The 19,218-nt window shown below is 37.3% G+C and carries 19 protein-coding genes; 8 read left to right on the top strand and 11 right to left on the bottom strand.

Going from position 1 to position 19,218, the window contains the following annotated elements; translation table 11 throughout:
• The first annotated feature begins 54 nt into the window (after positions 1-54).
• From HHL20_RS08675 to apaG, 4 genes are all read left to right on the top strand, one after another.
• Positions 55-1,095: an SRPBCC domain-containing protein gene (locus HHL20_RS08675; RefSeq protein ID WP_169230742.1), complete on the top strand. Its 1,041-nt coding sequence runs from the start codon at positions 55-57 to the stop codon at positions 1,093-1,095.
• A gap of 123 nt (positions 1,096-1,218) precedes the next feature.
• Positions 1,219-4,035: a 2-oxoglutarate dehydrogenase E1 component gene (locus HHL20_RS08670; RefSeq protein ID WP_169230741.1), complete on the top strand. Its 2,817-nt coding sequence runs from the start codon at positions 1,219-1,221 to the stop codon at positions 4,033-4,035.
• An 88-nt stretch (positions 4,036-4,123) separates the two neighbouring features.
• Positions 4,124-5,392: a 2-oxoglutarate dehydrogenase complex dihydrolipoyllysine-residue succinyltransferase gene (gene odhB, locus HHL20_RS08665; RefSeq protein ID WP_169230740.1), complete on the top strand. Its 1,269-nt coding sequence runs from the start codon at positions 4,124-4,126 to the stop codon at positions 5,390-5,392.
• A 95-nt stretch (positions 5,393-5,487) separates the two neighbouring features.
• Entirely contained in the window at positions 5,488-5,862 is a 375-nt protein-coding gene (gene apaG / locus HHL20_RS08660; protein WP_228463137.1) for a Co2+/Mg2+ efflux protein ApaG, read from the top strand.
• A 76-nt stretch (positions 5,863-5,938) separates the two neighbouring features.
• Here the strand turns inward: apaG and HHL20_RS08655 are convergent, their stop codons facing one another.
• The 4 genes from HHL20_RS08655 to HHL20_RS08640 are packed head-to-tail and all read right to left on the bottom strand — an operon-like array spanning position 5,939 to position 8,962.
• Positions 5,939-6,493 carry a 3'-5' exonuclease gene (locus HHL20_RS08655; protein ID WP_169230738.1) on the bottom strand — a complete coding sequence of 185 codons (555 nt, stop codon included), beginning with the start codon at positions 6,491-6,493 and terminating at the stop codon, positions 5,939-5,941.
• Positions 6,494-6,499: 6 nt separating this feature from the next.
• The gene (locus tag HHL20_RS08650; protein ID WP_169230737.1) at positions 6,500-7,102 is read right to left on the bottom strand and encodes a hypothetical protein; all 603 of its coding nucleotides are present in this window, start codon (positions 7,100-7,102) and stop codon (positions 6,500-6,502) included.
• The gene (locus HHL20_RS08645; protein WP_169230736.1) at positions 7,099-8,070 is read right to left on the bottom strand and encodes a glycosyltransferase family 2 protein; all 972 of its coding nucleotides are present in this window, start codon (positions 8,068-8,070) and stop codon (positions 7,099-7,101) included. The genes HHL20_RS08650 and HHL20_RS08645 overlap by 4 nt, the downstream gene beginning before the upstream one ends.
• A gap of 7 nt (positions 8,071-8,077) precedes the next feature.
• A complete protein-coding gene (locus tag HHL20_RS08640; RefSeq protein WP_169230735.1) occupies positions 8,078-8,962 on the bottom strand; it encodes a lysophospholipid acyltransferase family protein in 885 nt (294 codons plus the stop codon).
• Between the two features lie 79 nt (positions 8,963-9,041).
• Here HHL20_RS08640 and HHL20_RS08635 point away from each other — a divergent pair, with 79 nt between their 5' ends.
• A complete protein-coding gene (locus HHL20_RS08635) occupies positions 9,042-9,617 on the top strand; it encodes a thioredoxin family protein (RefSeq protein WP_169230734.1) in 576 nt (191 codons plus the stop codon).
• 37 nt (positions 9,618-9,654) lie between these two features.
• On the opposite strand, the gene HHL20_RS08630 is transcribed toward HHL20_RS08635, so the two are convergent.
• From HHL20_RS08630 to HHL20_RS08600, 7 genes are all read right to left on the bottom strand, one after another.
• On the bottom strand, positions 9,655-11,079 hold the full coding sequence (locus HHL20_RS08630; protein WP_317165987.1) for an aldehyde dehydrogenase: 1,425 nt from the start codon (positions 11,077-11,079) through the stop codon (positions 9,655-9,657).
• A gap of 112 nt (positions 11,080-11,191) precedes the next feature.
• Positions 11,192-11,692, bottom strand: coding sequence for a 50S ribosomal protein L9 (gene rplI, locus HHL20_RS08625; protein ID WP_169230733.1), 501 nt, complete (start codon positions 11,690-11,692; stop codon positions 11,192-11,194).
• Positions 11,693-11,847: 155 nt separating this feature from the next.
• The gene (rpsR, locus tag HHL20_RS08620) at positions 11,848-12,150 is read right to left on the bottom strand and encodes a 30S ribosomal protein S18 (RefSeq protein ID WP_002979091.1); all 303 of its coding nucleotides are present in this window, start codon (positions 12,148-12,150) and stop codon (positions 11,848-11,850) included.
• A 31-nt stretch (positions 12,151-12,181) separates the two neighbouring features.
• On the bottom strand, positions 12,182-12,523 hold the full coding sequence (gene rpsF, locus HHL20_RS08615) for a 30S ribosomal protein S6 (protein ID WP_066434819.1): 342 nt from the start codon (positions 12,521-12,523) through the stop codon (positions 12,182-12,184).
• 364 nt (positions 12,524-12,887) lie between these two features.
• Positions 12,888-14,243, bottom strand: coding sequence for a chloride channel protein (locus tag HHL20_RS08610; protein ID WP_169230732.1), 1,356 nt, complete (start codon positions 14,241-14,243; stop codon positions 12,888-12,890).
• Positions 14,244-14,415: 172 nt separating this feature from the next.
• Positions 14,416-15,729 carry a dihydrolipoamide acetyltransferase family protein gene (locus HHL20_RS08605; RefSeq protein ID WP_169230731.1) on the bottom strand — a complete coding sequence of 438 codons (1,314 nt, stop codon included), beginning with the start codon at positions 15,727-15,729 and terminating at the stop codon, positions 14,416-14,418.
• 63 nt (positions 15,730-15,792) lie between these two features.
• Positions 15,793-16,620: an SAM hydrolase/SAM-dependent halogenase family protein gene (locus tag HHL20_RS08600; RefSeq protein ID WP_169230730.1), complete on the bottom strand. Its 828-nt coding sequence runs from the start codon at positions 16,618-16,620 to the stop codon at positions 15,793-15,795.
• Positions 16,621-16,753: 133 nt separating this feature from the next.
• Between HHL20_RS08600 and HHL20_RS08595 the strand changes: the two genes are divergently transcribed.
• From HHL20_RS08595 to HHL20_RS08585, 3 genes are all read left to right on the top strand, one after another.
• Entirely contained in the window at positions 16,754-17,713 is a 960-nt protein-coding gene (locus tag HHL20_RS08595) for a PhoH family protein (RefSeq protein ID WP_169230729.1), read from the top strand.
• 134 nt (positions 17,714-17,847) lie between these two features.
• Positions 17,848-18,519 carry a porin family protein gene (locus tag HHL20_RS08590; protein ID WP_169230728.1) on the top strand — a complete coding sequence of 224 codons (672 nt, stop codon included), beginning with the start codon at positions 17,848-17,850 and terminating at the stop codon, positions 18,517-18,519.
• 125 nt (positions 18,520-18,644) lie between these two features.
• Positions 18,645-19,148, top strand: coding sequence for a hypothetical protein (locus tag HHL20_RS08585; RefSeq protein WP_169230727.1), 504 nt, complete (start codon positions 18,645-18,647; stop codon positions 19,146-19,148).
• Positions 19,149-19,218: the final 70 nt, after the last annotated feature.

The raw sequence follows: 19,218 nt of genomic DNA, 5'->3' as shown, positions 1-19,218 counted from the left end.
AAACAGAGTGATCAGCATATTGGTCACTTTTGTTATTTTCAATACATTTGTACGATGCGTTTCTTTAAAATCATAGCAGCTATTGTTTTATTACTGATCGGGGCTTATGCAGCTTCAATGTACTATTTTGTGGATGAAAGCAAAGATTTTAAAATAGAAAAAGAGATCAATTATCCCGTTGAGAAAGTCTTTAACCAGTTTAATAATCTTCAGAACTTCACAAGGTGGAATAATTTCTTTACAAGTTCAAATTCTATTGATATTGATTACTATACGCCTTACGAAGGGCAGGGAAGCTCTATCAGCTATACAGATCCGAAAAATGATACCGATGGGGAAATGTTCCTTCGCTACGAAAACCCGAATAAAACCATCAGGTACCAGCTCTTTGAAGACAGAAATGAAAGCCCTACGGTGGTTGATGTTAAGTTTAAGGCATTAGCTCCTGAAAAAACCAAGATTACCTGGGTTGTACATACGCCTAAATTGTCTGTTTTAAAACGCGTTGAAAACTTCTGGACAGAAGATCGTTTTGCCGAAAATATTGATAAAAGCATGATTAGTCTTAACAATGTGTTGGGCAATAAAGTTGAGAAAGACAATCAGATGGCTGCAATAAAATACGACAGCCTGATGGTTGAAAATGAAGAAGAAAAGCTTCTCCTGGGTATTAATGTAAGCACATCCAACAAAAAAGATGCGTTGTACAGAAATATTGTGATGAATTATAACAAAATCTACAATTACACCACAATGGATCTGGGTAAAAAAGAAGATGAATTTGGCTTTCCCATCCTGATTACTGACGCAGACAATTATAAAGATAAAGAGGTTTCTTACTTTCTTGGGATTCCTTTGTCTAAAAAAATAGGGCTTACGGATAATAACTTCAGCTTCAGGACACAAGGTCCCACCCAAAACTACATTATGTACTACAAAGGAAATTATGCAGGAAGAATAAAAGCGATTCAGCAGCTGATCCAAAAAGCAAAAAAAGATGAAATGCGTTTCGGGGATATTCGCCAGACGTTTTTAGAACGTCCGGTAGAAGATGATGCTGTGAATATGAAACTCTCATTATCAGTATTTAAGTAAATTCATTAAATTTATTTCTTTTATAGTTTTTTTAATAGTTACGGGCTGTTCCAAGTCGGTTTTTTTTATTAAATTTGACGTTTAATTCTACAAACAAATTTTAATAACAGATAAACTGTAATAATGGACAGATTTTCATTCCTAAACGCAGCTCATTCTCAGTTAATTGAGGATTTATACCAACAGTATTTAAAATTTCCCGACTCTTTAGAACCATCATGGAAGGCCTTTTTTCAGGGTTTCGATTTTGCTTTGGAGAATTACGGAGATGACGATTATATCCAATATACCCAAGCTCCGGCTGTTTCTGCTCCGGTAGTACAGCAGGCAGCACAGGCTGCATCAAACGGAGAAGTTCCTGAGCACATCAAAAAAGAATTTAAGGTGGTAAACCTTATCGAAGCGTACAGAACGAGAGGACATCTGTTTACGAAAACCAACCCGGTAAGAGAAAGAAGACATTATGCTCCGACTTTAGACATCGAAAATTTCGGTCTGGACAAGTCTGATTTAAATACAAAATTCAACTGTGCGGTGGAAACAGGGATGAAAGGTCCTGCAACATTACAGGAACTTATCACACACCTGGAAAACATCTACTGTGATTCTATCGGGGTAGAATACATGCACATCAACAACGTTGAGGAAAAGGATTTTATCAAAAAATGGATCCAGGTTAACGAAAACCATCCAAGCCTTTCGGCAAATGAAAAAACTGAAATATTATTAAAACTAAATCAGGCCGTAGCGTTTGAAAATTATCTTCATACAAAATTTGTTGGGCAGAAAAGATTCTCTCTGGAAGGTGGCGAAACATTAATTCCGGCATTGGATCAGTTGATTTCAAGATCTTCACAGTTGGGCGTAGATGAGGTGGTTTTAGGAATGGCACATAGAGGAAGACTGAATGTTCTTACCAATATTTTCGGGAAATCTTACAAACAGATCTTCTCAGAATTTGAAGGAAAAGAATTTGAAGAAGATGTATTCTCAGGAGATGTTAAATACCATTTAGGTTCATCTAAAAAGATTAAAACAGCTTCAGGAGAAGAAGTGGCCATCAATCTTACCCCGAACCCGTCTCACCTTGAAACGGTTGCTGCTCTTGTAGAAGGGATTTGCCGTGCAAAAGTAGATGACAAATACAAAGGAGACTATTCTAAAATTTTACCGATCGTAATCCATGGTGACGGTGCTATTGCAGGGCAGGGTATTGCTTACGAAGTGGCACAGATGATGACTCTGGAAGGCTACAGAACAGGAGGAACGGTTCATATCGTAGTTAATAACCAGGTTTCCTTTACAACGAATTACATGGATGCAAGATCCTCAACATACTGTACAGACATTGCAAAAGTTACGGAATCTCCGGTAATGCATGTGAATGCAGATGATGCCGAGGCAGTTGTTCATGCTATTCATTTTGCTGCCGATTTCAGGGCAAAATTCGGAAAAGATGTGTATATCGATTTATTAGGATACAGAAAATACGGTCACAATGAAGGTGATGAGCCAAGATTTACACAGCCGAACCTTTATAAAATCATTTCAAAACATCCGAACCCAAGAGAAATCTATAAAGATAAATTGTTGAAAGACAGCGTAACTTCTAATGATGTAATCGCTAAAATGGAGACAGAATTTAAAGCGCTTTTGGATGAAAATTTCGACGCATCCAAAGAAATTGAGAAAAACGTCATGGATTTATTCATGGCCGATGACTGGACGAATTATCCTATTGCAAAAAGAGGAGCAGTTCAGACACCGGTTGATACAAAATACAATCTTGAGAAGCTGAAAGAACTGGCTGTTAAGATGTCTACACTTCCTGCTGATAAAAAGTTCCTGAATAAAATCACAAGGCTTTTTGAAAACAGAATTAAAGCTATTGAAGCAGATTCATTAGATTGGGCGCTTGGAGAATGGCTGGCTTATGCAACGCTTTTAGTAGAAGGTCATAATATAAGAATTTCCGGTGAAGATGTGGAAAGAGGAACATTCTCACACAGACATGCCGTGGTAAAAACGGAAGATACGGAAGAAGAATTTATTCCGTTAAGACATGTTTCAGAAAGCAGATTTGATGTGTACAATTCTCATCTTTCAGAATATGGAGTTTTAGGTTTCGATTACGGATATGCAATGGCTTCTCCTAATACATTGACAATTTGGGAGGCTCAGTTCGGAGATTTCGTAAACGGTGCCCAGATTATTGTAGACCAATACCTGGCTGCCGCAGAAGAAAAATGGAAAATTCAGGACGGTCTGGTAATGTTGTTGCCACACGGTTCGGAAGGGCAGGGTGCAGAACACTCTTCAGCAAGGCTGGAGAGATTCCTTACACTTTGTGCCAATGAAAATATGGTTGTTGCAAATATTACCTCTCCGGCAAACTATTTCCACCTGTTGAGAAGACAGTTGAAATGGTCATTCAGAAAGCCGTTAATTGTAATGAGCCCGAAATCATTATTGAGACACCCGAAAGTAGTTTCTCCACTTGAAGATTTTGCCAACGGAGGCTTCCAGCCAATTCTTGATGATCCTGCTGCTGATCCTAAAAAAGTAGAAAAATTAGTATTATGTTCAGGAAAACTATATTTCGAATTACTCGCTAAAAAAGAAGAGTTAAATGCTGAAAATATTGCATTGGTAAGATTTGAGCAGCTGTATCCGTTACAGGCTGATGCTATTGAAGCTATCTTTGAAAAGTATTCAAACAGAAAAGAACTGGTCTGGGCTCAGGAAGAACCTGAAAATATGGGCGCATGGTCTTATATCTTAAGAAATTTCAGAGATACGGGAATTCAGGTAATAGCTCCGGTTCCAAGCGGTGCTCCGGCTCCGGGAAGTCACAAAATGTTTGAGAAAAACCAGAATGCAGTAATCAACAGAGTGTTCGACAGAAATGATGCTCCTGTAAAAAGACCCGTAACCGCCTAAATTTGGTAGAATTTAGAAAAAGTCTTTTGGCTTTATCTATTTTCTTAAAATCTAAAAAATAAATAATTAAAAAAATAAAAAATACGATATGTCAGTTTTAGAAATGAAAGTTCCTTCACCGGGCGAATCAATTACAGAAGTTGAAATTGCAACCTGGCTTGTTAAAGATGGCGATTATGTAGAAAAAGATCAGCCTATCGCCGAGGTAGATTCAGACAAAGCAACCCTGGAATTGCCTGCTGAAGAAAGCGGTGTAATTACTTTAAAAGCTGAGGAAGGTGATGTTGTACAGGTAGGACAAGTGGTTTGCTTAATTGATATGGATGCTGCAAAGCCATCCGGAAGCGCTGCTCCTGCTGCTGAAGCCCCAAAACAGGAAGAAGCTCCAAAAGCTGCTGAACCTGTAAAACAGGAAGCTCCGGCTCAACAGCCTGCGGCCCAACCTGCAACTGCTGCAACACAAACTTATGCAACAGGCGCTCCGTCTCCTGCTGCTAAAAAAATTCTTGACGAAAAAGGAATGGATGCTGCACAGGTTTCAGGAAGCGGAAGAGATGGCAGAATCACAAAATCAGATGCTGAATTAGCCGCTGTTCCTGCATTGGGAGGAAACCCGGTAACCGCTACAGGTTCAAGATCTACTACAACCACAAAACTTTCAGTTCTTAGAAGAAAAATTGCTCAGAGATTAGTTTCCGTTAAAAATGAAACGGCAATGTTGACTACTTTCAATGAAGTTGACATGTCTGAAATCTTCAGACTGAGAAAATTATATAAAGAAGAATTTGCACAGAGACACGGTGTAGGGCTTGGTTTCATGTCTTTCTTTACAAAAGCCGTTACAAGAGCGTTACAGATGTATCCTGATGTAAATGCATCGATCGACGGAGATTTCAAAGTAAACTACGATTTCTGCGATATTTCAATTGCCGTTTCAGGTCCTAAAGGATTAATGGTGCCGGTATTGAGAAATGCTGAAAATATGTCTTTTGCAAGTGTTGAAGCCAATATTAAAGATCTTGCTACTAAAGTAAGAGATGGAAAAATCACGGTAGACGAAATGACAGGAGGTACATTTACTATTACCAACGGTGGTACATTCGGTTCTATGATGTCTACACCAATCATTAACCCTCCTCAATCTGCTATCTTAGGAATGCACAATATCATCCAGAGACCGGTAGCGGTTGACGGACAGGTTGTAATTCGCCCAATGATGTATGTAGCGATGTCTTATGACCACAGAATTATCGACGGAAAAGAGTCTGTTGGATTCTTAGTGGCAGTAAAAGAAGCCATCGACAATCCGGTAGGAATTTTAATGAATGGAGACGAAAGAAAAGGCTTAGGCTTATAATTTCAAAAAAGAATTATATCATAAATTTAATCTCGCTCTAAAAAGGGCGAGATTTTTGTATATTTTAAGGAAATACCAAGATGATGTTCTCAAAAATGACCTCTAATATCAAAGTTTCAGTAATACCTGAATATGATAGCAAAAACAGTTATCCATCTGAAAACAGATATGTTTTCAAGTATAATATAACGATCGAAAATGATGGTAATTTTCCGATTAAGATCCTCAAAAGAAAATGGTTGATTTTTGATGTAGGATTCGGCTATACGGAAATTATTGGAGACGGCGTTATAGGACTGACACCAGAAATTTCCAGCAATGAAAATTTCGCCTACTTTTCCAATGTAATGCTTCGTTCCGGAGTGGGGAATATGAGCGGAAAATACCTTGTCAGAAATATGGAAACCCAGGAAAATTTTGAAATTGATATTCCGAAATTTAATCTCTTGTCAGAAGTTTTAAGCAACTGATAATTCTGTAATCCGGAATTAATTCTATAATTTGGAATTTATCCTTTTACATATTAGCATGAAAACAAAAAATAAATTAAAGTTTTTTTATTTTTAATTTCATCAGTTCATTTACTTCTTCATTGCTTGTGAGAAACAGCTTTTCAAAAGCCAGTAAAGATATTTTTGCGCACACTTCTGCATCATCACCAGCTCTGTGGTGATTGAAGCTTAGCTGGTGGTATTCTGCAAGATGTTTCAGCCCATACCGTGGAAGATAATTCCAGGATTTTTTGGCAAGCTGAATACTGCATAAGTAATTTAATTTAGGAGTAAACATCCCGTAATGATTCAGGCATCCGCGTAAAACACCGGCATCAAATCCTGCATTGTGAGCAATCATTAAAGTCCCGTACATCATTTCCTCTACTTCATACCAGATTTCGTCAAAAGTAGGAGCATCTTTTACATGATCAGGTAAAATTCCGTGAACATCTACATTAAAAGGACTGAAGTAGGGAAAACTCGGCGGTTTAATCAGCCAGGTTTTAGTTTCTACAATTTTAGAATCCTGCACAATACACACTCCCAGTTCACATGCAGAGTTTCTCTCATGGGTAGCAGTCTCAAAATCTATTGCACAAAAATCCATACCCAATTATGTTGTTATTTTAAAAAACAAAGTACTTTTATTGGTGGCAACCCTGATAATATCGTTTATTTCACTGCTGAACTTTTCTTTTAAGGTATCTGCAGTAACATCGTCATTATCACTGATGGTAATAATAAAGCCTGTAATTACATTTTTACGTTCAGGTGTGTCAATAGTTTCTTTCAGAATACTTCCGTGGGTTATTTTTTCAGAAAGAAATTTATTGAGATTATCTACCGCCTTTTTATCAGCATTTTTATTTATTGTGATACGGAATCTTCCACCCTGTATACCATCCTGAAGCCTTACCAGATAAACGGAACCTTTTTTAAAATTCACTTTACCCTTTCTGTCAACTTTGTCCCGGATGTCTTTAAAAGAAACCGATTTTTCAGATACGGATTTTTCCTTTTCAGGATCCATATTGTCTACGAGATTTCTGAACGAGAAGATGGTAACCTTTACAGGATCCTCGTCTTTTACCGTTTCCGTGCCTTTTTCAGAGATTGTCCTGATACTGTAGCTTTTGTCAATAGCAGACCATGCGTTTTTTTGTGAAAATCCGAGCTGAAAGAAAAATAAAAATAATAATAATGGAGTTGTTTTCATTTCAAATAATGTTTAAAAATCAACCATTTAGATTGATGAAATTGATGTTTCTGATGCTTCTGGCGTCTTTTCCATGTCCCCGGAATATGCGTATAAAAAGCAAAATGTGCTTTTCCTACCGCCCAGAAATGGGAAATCCCATATTTATAGCCAAAATATATTGCTGCAAACCCGTCAAGACAAAGTCTTGAAAACAGCACGGCAATCAGCTGTGGAAAGGGCAGATTTTTCAGCAGCATAGAAAGGTTATTCCTCATATTAAGGAACGTTTTTTTTGCGCTTTGCTTATTCAGTGTTCCTCCTCCTACATGATAAACTTCAGATTTCCCGGTATAAAAAATCTTTTTCCCCGAATTAATTAGTCTCCAGCAAAGGTCAATTTCTTCCTGATGGGCAAAGAATCTCTCATCAAAACCATTTTGTTCCCAAAAATCTTTGGAACGGATGAATAAACAACATCCTGAAGCCCAGAAAATTTCCGTTTCATCATTGTATTGTCCGTGATCTTCCTCAATATCATCAAAAATTCTTCCTCTGCAGTACGGATATCCAAGATTGTCAATCAAACCTCCCGCAGCACCCGCAAATTCAAAGTAATTTTTTCTTTCATAGGAAAGGATCTTAGGCTGTGCCGCCGCAATTGCGGGATCTTTTTCAAATAGTTGCAATACCGGCTCCGCCCAGTTTTCAGTAACTTCTACATCCGAATTTAGAAGACAGTATATTTCGTTGTCAATATGTTTTAATCCTTCATTATAACCGCCCGCAAAACCGTAATTTTTATCATTTTTGATAATCTTTACTTTCGGGAAATAATGCTGTAAAAAATCAACGGAATCATCAGTAGAAAAATTGTCAACTACATAAATATCAGATTGTGGAGAAAAACGCACTACACTTGGAAGAAATTTTTCAAGCCATGATTTTCCGTTCCAGTTTAAGATGACAACAGCTAACTTTTTTGACATTCGGTTTTTACTTTTTTTCTGAATCAAAATTTTTAATAGAATCCTGATATTTCCATTTTCTGTGTGACCAGAGATAATTGTCGGGACGTTTATTAATGGTCTTTTCCAATAATTTATGGAATTTTTTTACCACCTCATGTTCCACAAACTTTTCCCCGTCCGGATAGATCCTGTGATAGTTTACCTGATAAAATCCACGCTTCACCTTTTTCATTTCACAATAAATGAACGCAAGATCCATTTTCGTTGCCAGCCTGTCATAGCCCGTAAAAACAGGGGTTCTCTGATTAAGGAATTCCAGCCCGTAGGTAATGTGTGCAAAATGCGGAGTCTGGTCGGCCACAAACATATAGGCAGAGCTTCCATCGTTTTTTGACCTTACAATGTTGAGAATTACTTCTTTTGCTTCAAGAGCTTCATTCCCGAATTTATTTCGGACATTCTTCATCTGGTTTTCCCAGAAGTCACTGTTTACCTTTCGGTATACAGGGTGGCAATGATCTTGGGGAATTATTGTTGCCAATGCATTGATCCACTCCCAATTGAAAACATGCCCGGCAAGAAGGATGATATTTTTACCCTCTTCTTTCGCTTCGTGAAAAAGTTCCTGGTTAATATGCTGCATCCTTACCCTCGATTCTGTTTCCGAAATACTGAATGATTTAATGGTTTCCACGAGGTAATCTGAAAAATTACGATAAAAGTTTTTTCTTATTTCTTCTATTTCTTCGTCAGATTTTTCAGGAAATGAATTTTTAAGGTTTTTGGTTATAACATTCTTGCGGTACCCTACAAAATAATAGTTCAGGAAGAACATTATATCCGCAAAAATATATAATATTTTCAGGGGAAGCTTAGAAATGAAGTATAATATCTTGATTAAAAAATTCATAAAACAGGCAAATTTACGGATAATAAAAATATGGTTGTATTTTTGCATGCAAATAGTCATATTTTTTTAATTTTACCATATGAAAAAGTTATCATTAATAGGTTTCTTGGGGATGAGCTTTTTTGCTTTTTCCCAGAATGTAAAACAGCAGGCAGACGAAAGAAAGAATGATGAAAAGGCACTGTTGATAAAGACTGAACATTCTGAGCTGGATGCTAAAAAGAAAGCTGCGGAAGAGAAGGCAAAATTACCAAAGCCTTATGATCCTAAAGCTGATGCCGGGAAAGATATTCAGAATCTTATTGCCAAAGCCAAAAAGGAGAAAAAAAATATTATAATTCAGGCAGGAGGGAATTGGTGTATCTGGTGTCTGAGATTCAATCAGTTTGTTCAGACCACACCGGAACTGAAGGCAATAGTTGATAAAAACTACGAATACTATCACCTGAATTATTCTCCTGATAACAAAAATGAAAAAGTTTTTGCCGAATACGGAAATCCCGGCGAGAAATTCGGATATCCGGTTTTTATTATCCTTGATAAGAACGGAAAAATGATCCATGTTCAGCAGAGTGATGTTCTGGAAGAAGGGAAAGGGTACAGCCTTGAAAAGGTAAAAGAGTTTTTCAATAAATGGACTCCAAAGAAATCATAAAAACCGGGAATTTCCCGGTTTTTCTTTTTAACACATCTCAAAAATTAATAATCTTTCGGATCCATCCCAGTTTCTTTTCAGAGTAGGGTGGATATTTTATATCGGGTTCGCCCCAGGTTGCTTTTTCCAGAATAGCTTTTTGGTGAGAAAATGTTTCAAAGCCGAATTTTCCGTGGTAATTTCCTATTCCCGAGTTTCCTACACCGCCGAAAGGAAGGTTTTCATTACCCAGATGCATCATGACATCATTGATACAGCCTCCTCCGAAAGAGAGTTTATTTTTAAAGATTTCTTTCTCTTCAGAATTATTGGTAAAAAGATAGGCTGCGAGAGGCTTTTCAAGCTCACAAATTTGATTGATGATGATATTGTAGTTTGTAAATGAAATAACAGGCAAAAGAGGCCCGAAAATCTCTTCCTGCATGATCTTGTCAGTCCAGCTGATGTTTGATAGGACGGTAGGTTCTATAAACAGCTTTTCGTGGTCATAACTTCCACCGGAATAAACTTTCTCAGCATCTATAAGTGCAATGAGGCGATCAAAGTTTTTAAGATTGATGATTTTGGTGTAATGCCCGGAGCCCGCCTGATAATTAAATGTCTTGATATATTTTGTAAGCGTTTCAAGAAACTGTTCTTTTACCGTTTCTTCAATCAGCAAATAATCCGGAGCAACACAGGTTTGGCCGGCATTTAGAAATTTTCCCCAGACAATTCTTTTAGCTGCAACTTCAAGATTGGCATCTTTGGTAACAATGGCCGGAGACTTACCGCCAAGCTCCAGGGTTACGGGAGTCAGGTTTTTTGAGGCGGCTTCATATACTATTTTCCCTACTTTCGTACTTCCGGTAAAAAATATTTTATCAAATCTGAGCTTCAGAAGCTCTGTGGTTTCTTCTACACCGCCTTCATAGGAATATAAATATTCGGGAGGGAAATTTTCGTTGATGATTGTAGTAATTGCTTTCATTGTATTTTCGGCAATCTCACTGGGTTTTACAATACAGCAGTTTCCTGCGGCAAGTGCTGCAACGACAGGGGAGAGCGAGAGCTGATAAGGGTAGTTCCATGCTCCGATAACCAGTACATTTCCCAGCGGTTCCGGAAAAACGATGCTTTTTCCAATTTGGTTGATAAGATTGGTGCTTACTTTTTTAGGCCTGGAAAGTGATTTCAGATTTTTCAGGTAATAATTGATATCGTTAATAACAAATGAAATTTCCGTAGTGAACGTATCAAATTCTGATTTGCCGAAATCTTGTTTAATAGCTTCATACAAAAGCTTTTCATTGCTGATGAGAAGTGCTTTAAGTTTCTCAAGGTACATTTTCCGAAATCTGATATTTTTCGTCTGATGGGTGCTGAAAAATTCTTTTTGCTTTGAAACAATTTCACTGATTTCCATAAAAATAATTTCAGGAACTAAAGCAAATTTTCTGCCTAAATGCTTTTTAACGGATATGGAATCCTATAGCGAACAATTTATATTTACAATCATTGTACAGGAACGGAGTGGTATATAAAAAAAACCACTTCAACTTGAAGTGGTTTTGTATGGTAAAAAGTCTTATTGATTAAGCCTCTTCAGATTTAGCTTCTTCCTTTTTAGCAGGAGCAGCTTCTACCGGTGCATCAGATACGATATCGAATTCGAAATTGTATTCTACATTTCTGTGTAGTCTGATGTTAGCAGTTACTTTACCAGTTCTCTTGATAGTGTTTCCTGGGATTTTGATGTATTTCTTCTCTACAGATACTCCTGCTTTTCCAAGAGCTGCAGAAAGATCTGCATTGTTGATAGATCCGAATAATTTATCACCAGAACCTACTTTTGCAGGAATAGTAATAGAAGTTTTTTTCAATTGCTCAACTACAGCGTTTGCAGCAGCGATTAATTTAGCTTCTTCTTCTTTTCTCGCTTCCAAAGTAGCTTCAAGAGCTGCTTTGTTTTTAGGAGTTGCCAAAAGTGCGTATCCCTGAGGAATTAAGAAGTTTCTAGCATAACCTGGCTTTACGCTTACTGTGTCGAATTCAAGACCTAAATTTTCTACGTCTTTTTTTAGGATAATGTCCATTGTTGTTGTCCTTTTTTAGATGTTAGAATTTAGAAATCAGATGTTAGACATTTTGTCTCAAACCTTAAATCTATTATCTAAAATCAAGTTAGAATTAATTATTTATTCAGCAACAAAAAGCCAAAAGCTAACGCTAATGGCTAATTGCAATTTTTTTATTTCAATAAGTCAGCTACGTATGGTAGTAACGCAAGGTGTCTTGCTCTTTTGATTGCAGCAGAAACTTTTCTCTGGTATTTCAAAGAAGTTCCGGTGTATCTTCTTGGTAAGATTTTACCTTGTTCGTTTACGAACTGTAATAAGAAATCAGCATCTTTGTAATCAACGTGCTTAATTCCGTATTTTTTGAATCTACAATATTTCTTTTCAGATTTTGTATTGATATCAAGCGGAGTAAGGAATTTTACTTCAGATTCTCCTCCAGCTGAGGCTTGTTTAGCCATTTCGTCTATTGCCATGTCTTGTAATTTTAAAAAATAGGGTTAATAATTAAGCTTTAGCTGCTTTTACTTTTGCTCTTCTAGTTACAGCGTAGTCAACAGCGTGTTTGTCTAGTTTTGTAGTAAGGTAACGGATTACTCTCTCGTCACGCTTGAATGCTAATTCTAAATCAGCAACTACAGAACCTTCACCTTTAAATTCAATTAAAGTGTAGAATCCGTTCTTTTTCAATTGGATCGGGTAAGCTAATTTTTTTAATCCCCAGTTTTCTTTAGCAACGATTTCGCAGTTCTTTTCTTTGATAAGATCTACATACTTGTTCACTGCTTCCTCCACCTGAGCTTCAGATAGAACGGGAGTTAAAATGAAAACAGTTTCGTAATTGTTCATAATGTTAAAAAATTTGTTAATTATTTCGAGGTGCAAAAGTAGGAAATATATTTATAATATACAATAATGCAGTAGGATTTTGTTACATAATAGGTACAAGTTAACCATAACTTTATGGCAGGTAAAATTACATTTCTTGTAAAAGGAGCTTTTTCCCGCTCTCACTACTCGCTTTTCCCTTGGTTTCGGCGGCGGCTTTGCCGCCGCCGAAACCAAGGGAAAGAGCTCAGACATGCCGTTCGATCGGGGCTAGGAAATGACAGCGTTTAACATTTACGGAAAGAGTTCTTCAAATTTTTAAGACCATCTGACAGATTTTTCATTCCGGAAATTTTAGTACTATTGATTTAGATTAAAAAAACAATTAATTTTTTTCTTTCCGTATCTCTTCCAGGAAACCAACTTTGATCAGATCATACAGAGAATGCCTGCTGACAAGAATTGAGGCAATGGAAGAAACCATTCCGGCAAGCATCAGATGAAATATTAACGAATGTCTGTCGGTCATTTCCAGAACAATAATGGCTGATGTAAACGGAGCTCGTGTAATGCCGGTTAAAAAAGCAACCATTCCTCCGAGAACTACAACATTGGTTTCATTCGGGCTTAGATCAATAAATCCTGAAATTACGGAGCCAACCGTTGCTCCGGCCGTTAAAGCAGGCGCAAAAATTCCTCCCGCACCTCCGGAAGTAAAGGATAGCGCAGGCCCTAACATTCTTAAAACAGGAACATACCAGTCTTCGTGTTTTTCATCAGTGTAAAGAATACGTTCCATGATTTCTTTTCCGGAACCCAAAATTTCACGGTTAATGAAGAAGGCGACGGATGCAATAATTAATGCGGAAATAATAAGAAAAGCAACATTGGCCCTGTCGGTTTTCAGTTTTCTTTTTTTCCAGGCTGTAATTTTTAACATGATTACGGAAAGCTGACTGGCAAGAATTCCGGCAACTCCGGCAACAAGAATGATCGGGAACATGACCATTAATGAAACATCATTTGTTTTCGGATAACCTAAATATAAATAAGATCCGGCCAGTGTCTGAGCCGTAAGACCGGCAATAATAACAGCCGTAAATAAGGCGGTTTTAAAATAATTGATGTGAGTTTTCGAAAGTTCCTCAACAGCAAAAACAATTCCGCCGAGAGGGGTGTTGAAAGCTGCGGCAAGTCCGGCGGCAGCACCTGTCATGATCATATTTTTCTTGGAAATCTTAGGCCACCAATCCGGAAGATATTCATTTACTTTTCTGAAAACTGAACCGGCCACCTGAATCGTAGGACCTTCCCGGCCAACCGCACCGCCTCCGATAACCAAAATGACGGATGAAAGTATTTTGAAAACTATAATTTTTAGACTTAATAGACTTCGTATTTTTTTATGCTCTTTCGGATTGGCAAGCTCTACCGCGGCCATCACCTGAGGGATTCCGCTGCCTTTTGCATACGGAGCGAATTCTTTCACCAGCCACCACGACAATACAAAACCGATGGGAGCAATAATGAAAATCATCCACAAATGCCAGTTCAGGATATAATTCAGAAGATGTTCTCCCCAGGCAAAGATTTTAGCGTACATCACCGCTACAAAACCTGTAATGACAGAACCTATCCAAAAAGGAACGGCCTGCAGCAGATTATGCTTCAGCTGTTCGTTGTGAATATTGTCGAAGGACTTTTTTAAAGATCTTCGAATTAGGATTAAAAATTTCAGCATTCTGTACATTAGGATGATCTGGATAAAAATACAGAAATTATATTTGGTTTAAAAATTTATCATTATTTAATACAATACAAAAAAAACCTCCGAAAAAATTCCGAAGGTTTGTATGGTAAAAATGTTTCGACAAGCTTACATCAATTATAACGTGTCGATCATCATTTGTAGATTATATTTCTGTGTTCAGATCCCAGTTTTCAAGGTAATCATGAACATGTTTAAGCATCATTCCTCCTAGAGAACCATCTACTACTCTGTGGTCATAAGAGTGAGACATAAACATTAAGTTTCTGATCGCAATTACATCTCCGTCCGGTGTTTCAAGAACTGCAGGTTTTTTAACGATCGCTCCGATTGCCAGAATAGCAACCTGAGGTTGAGGGATAATAGGAGTTCCCATCAGGTTTCCAAAACTTCCTACGTTGGAGATGGTATAAGTTGCACCCTGCGTATCTTCAGGTCTTAATTTTTTATTTCTTGCTCTGTATGCCAGATCATTAATTGCTTTTGCCAGTCCTGAAAGTGATAACTGGTCTGCATTTTTAATTACCGGAACAATAAGGTTTCCGTCCGGTAAAGCGGTTGCCATACCAATATTGATATTTTTCTTTTTAATGATGTTTTCACCATTAATAGAAACGTTGATCATCGGGAAATCCTGAATGGCTTTTACCACCGCTCTTACGAAAATCGGCATGAAAGTAAGCTTTTCGCCTTCACGTTTTTCAAAGAGAGATTTATTTTTATTTCTCCATTTAACAACGTTGGTTACGTCTGTTTCGATGAAAGAAGTTACGTGTGGAGCAATTTGTTTTGCTTTCACCATATTTTCAGCGATGATCTTTCTCATTCTATCCATTGGAATGATCTCATCACCTGCAGCAGCCGTGATTGTTGAAGTAGGAGCTGATGTCGCCACAGGTTTTGCAGCTGGAGCAGTCTGTTGTGCCGGTGCAGCTTGTGGAACAGGCTGATTGCCTCTGTTTTTAACGTATGCTAAAATATCTTCTTTGGTAATTCTTCCTTCCAGACCGCTTCCATTGATGGATTTCAGTTCGGTTTCGGAAATATTTTCCTGTTGTGCAATTGATTTTACAAGTGGAGAAAGATAAAGATCTCCCGAAAATTCTGTGGAAGCAGATACTTTTAAGGGTTCTTCGATCGTTTTTAAGATTTCGGCATCCGGAGCAGAAGCAGGAGTTTCTGTAACGGTTTCTTCTGAAGCTGTGTTTCCTCCTTCTCCTTCAATCTCTAAAATAGCAATAGCTTCGCCTACTTTTGCAACCTCGTCTTTCTGTTTTAAAATCTTTACGATTTTCCCCGAAACTGGTGTCGGAACGTCTGAATCTACTTTGTCAGTTGCAATCTCCACTACGGAATCATCTTCTTTCACATTATCTCCTTCGTTGAATAACCAGGTGATAATTGTCGCTTCCATAACACCTTCTCCCATGGAAGGAAGCAATAATTTGTACTCTGCCATTTTTAATTTTTAGATTTTGACAAATATATAAAAAAAATCGATTTTTTTATGAAATATTAAATTTTAGAAAAATTCGATGTAAATATTCTCTCCCACGTTCAGTCCAAACAGAGACTTGGCGCCGTTTTTTTTGCTTCCTTTATAGATGGTTAACTCCAAAAGCTGGCTATCATTGAAAATTGCAGCAGATTGCCCGTGATATTCCGTCTCTCTTTCCCAGTCGGAAACCACTTCCGTGTGACTGGAAAATATTCTTGAAAGACTTAAATTTCTGAATTTTATGGTGAAATTTTCATACCCTTTGCCCGAACTTTCAAAAAAATCTTTGCTGATATTTGATATTATATTTCCGAAATTATCAATATAAGTAACCTCTCCGATAATCATTTTTTCAGAGTCATTAAAAACAGGTTTTGGGAACAGCAGCTGTTTGGCAGAATCGATCTTTCTTCCGATGACTTCAGGAAGTCCGCCATTGGCAAGATGTACGGCTGCAGGAACAAAAACATCGGTTGATGTAAAGTTGACAATATCATCAAATCTGTTGTTTAAGGTGATTTCATAAATTGCTTCGGGCTTAATATCGAAAAAGACCAGGCTCAGAAGCCCGTTATCGGCAGCAATAAAATAATGTCCGTCTGCTTTATACAGGATGTTTTTTCTTGATTTGTTGTGAAAACTGTCCACAGAAAGGATATGAACCGTGTTTTTCGGAAAGTGCTTGTAGGCGTTTCTGACAATGTACGAAGTCTGTACAAGGTTAAAAGCCTGAATATCATGGGTAATATCAATAATGTTAACTTTCTGATTCAGAGAAAGTATACTGCCTTTTACAGCGGCAACTCTGTAATCCAAATTTCCGAAATCTGAAGTAAGGGTAATAATTGACATTGATTGTTTATAGAATGTAGAAATGCAAATTTATTTAAAATAAAAGAATGCCCGAATGATTGTGGAAAAGAATTTGATATAAATTTCCAAAAAAAGCTTTACATTTAAAATCTAAAATTAATAAAGATACTGCATGTTTGAGTTAACATATGATTTGGAGGATATCGATGCGAAAATCTTCTATGGAGTAAATAACCAATATTTCAATTTAATAAAATCTACATTTCCGACTCTTAAAATTACCGGCAGAGATCATTTTATCTTCGCTATGGGAAATCAGGAAGCCCTTGATATTTTTAAGCAGAAACTTGATGATATTGTAAATTATATCTCAAAAAATAATTCAATTGACCTTAAGGATGTTGAAAATATCCTCAATATAAAAGACGAAAATGAAAAGCAGCTTGTTTTCGATCAGGACATCATTGTAAAAGGGGTGAACGGAAAGATCATCAAAGCCAAAACTACCAATCTTAAAAAGCTGGTCAAAGAAACAGAGAAAAAAGATATGGTTTTTGCGATCGGACCGGCAGGAACAGGTAAAACGTACACCAGTGTGGCTTTAGCAGCAAAGGCGTTACGGGATAAGGCTGTAAAAAGAATCGTTCTTACAAGGCCTGCTGTAGAAGCGGGGGAGAGCCTGGGCTTTTTGCCGGGTGATCTTAAAGAAAAGCTTGATCCGTATTTGCAGCCATTATATGATGCACTTCGTGATATGATTCCGCACGAGAAGCTGGAGGGTTTTATTGAGAAAAAAGTAATTGAAGTAGCACCGCTGGCTTTCATGAGAGGACGCACCCTGGATGATGCATTCGTTATTCTGGATGAAGCTCAGAATACCACGCATTCTCAGATGAAAATGTTTTTAACCAGAATGGGCATGAATGCCAAATTTATCATCACCGGAGATCCAAGCCAAGTCGACCTTCCGCCAAAACAGCAATCAGGGCTCAAAGAGGCTATGCGCATTCTGAAAGGTGTAAAGGAAATTGGGTTTGTGCATCTTACAGAAGAAGATGTTGTAAGGCACCCTGTTGTTAAAAAGATTATCCTTGCATATAATGAAGAAGAGAAGAAACTACGAAACGATTAAATATTTCATATATTTGTGATAAATCAGGATAAATTCTATCCTGATTTTTTTATTGTAAAATAAATATGTAAAGTTTTGGCATTTAAAAAAAAAGACTATTTTTGCCCATCGATTAATTAAAAACTATTAACAAAATGAAGAAAATTTTACTTCTAGCAGCAGTAGCTGTTATCGGGATGAGCGTTAAGGCTCAGGAAACCAGATTTGGTGCAAAAGCAGGTTATTCTCTATCTACCCTTAAACAAAAAGACAATTCAGGTTCTGAAAGTTCAGATCCGTTACATACTTTTTATGTAGGAGGTTTAGTAGAGCATAAATTCAGTGACAAGTTCGGTATCCAGGGTGAAGTTCTTTACTCTCCGCTTGGGGGTAAGGTAGACGAGTCAGGAGCTTTTGAAGGAGATTTCAGCGGCGATGTGCGCGTTAAAGCTAAAACTACTTTTGGAACTTTATTGATTCCGGTTTCTGCAAAATATTTTATTACTGAAAATCTATCAGTTTCCGGTGGTGCAAGTTTTGGAATCATTCTTTCTGCAAAAGCAAAATATGAGATTACAGGAAACGCATCTATGGGAGATCTAGGAACTGCGTTTGGTCTTGGTGATAATGTTGATATCAAAGATCAGGTAAATAAACTTAATATTGCCCCTTTCATCGGAGCAGAATATATGCTTGAAAACGGATTGTTTTTTGATGCAAGATACAATTTAGGGGTTTCAAACCTTGCTAAAGATACTTCTGACGGTGAGAAATTAACCAATAGCTTTTTTCAAGTTGGTGTAGGTTTCAAATTCGGAGGAAACTAAGAATTATTTACATTAAAAACGTAAAGCGGTACAAAATTTGTTCCGCTTTTTTTTGTGGTTTTCAGATACCATATTTTTGTGTTGAAACAACCATTCAATAATTAAATACTTAAACTTATTAAAAAATGAAAAAACTATTATTACTGGGTGCTTTTGCACTTTTAGGTGGTGTTGCGCAGGCGCAGGAAGGTTTCAGACTTGGGGGTCACATCGGTGCTCCGCTTGGTGATGCTGCAGATGCTGCAAGCGTAACGATTGGTATTGACGCAGCTTATATGTGGAATATTACAAAAGGACTGGATATTGGTGCTACTACAGGATATTCTCATTTCTTCGGAAAAGATAATGTTGATGATTTCGGCTTTATTCCAATTGCAGCTTCAGGAAAATATACTTTTAATAAAGTTCCGCTTTTTGTAGGCTTGGATCTGGGAGCAGCTATTTCTACAAGAGATTACATCAACAGTGGGTTATATGTAGCTCCAAGAGTAGGCTATCAGCTGAAGAATACCGAGCTTTATCTTGGATTCCAGAACATCGGAAGCAAATATAAGGACCCGTATTGGAGAGGTAACGACAGATTCAACTTCGGTGCGATCAATTTCGGGGCAAACTTTTTCCTGAGATAAATTTTTTTAAAATCAATCATATTTAACTCCAATTGCAAAATTGGAGTTTTTTTATTCATATAATTGTGAA

This window comes from Chryseobacterium cheonjiense, assembly GCF_012927265.1.
Classification (GTDB): domain Bacteria; phylum Bacteroidota; class Bacteroidia; order Flavobacteriales; family Weeksellaceae; genus Chryseobacterium; species Chryseobacterium cheonjiense.
Note: the sequence above shows the minus strand (reverse complement) of the source record. Positions and strands in the feature narration are given on the sequence as shown.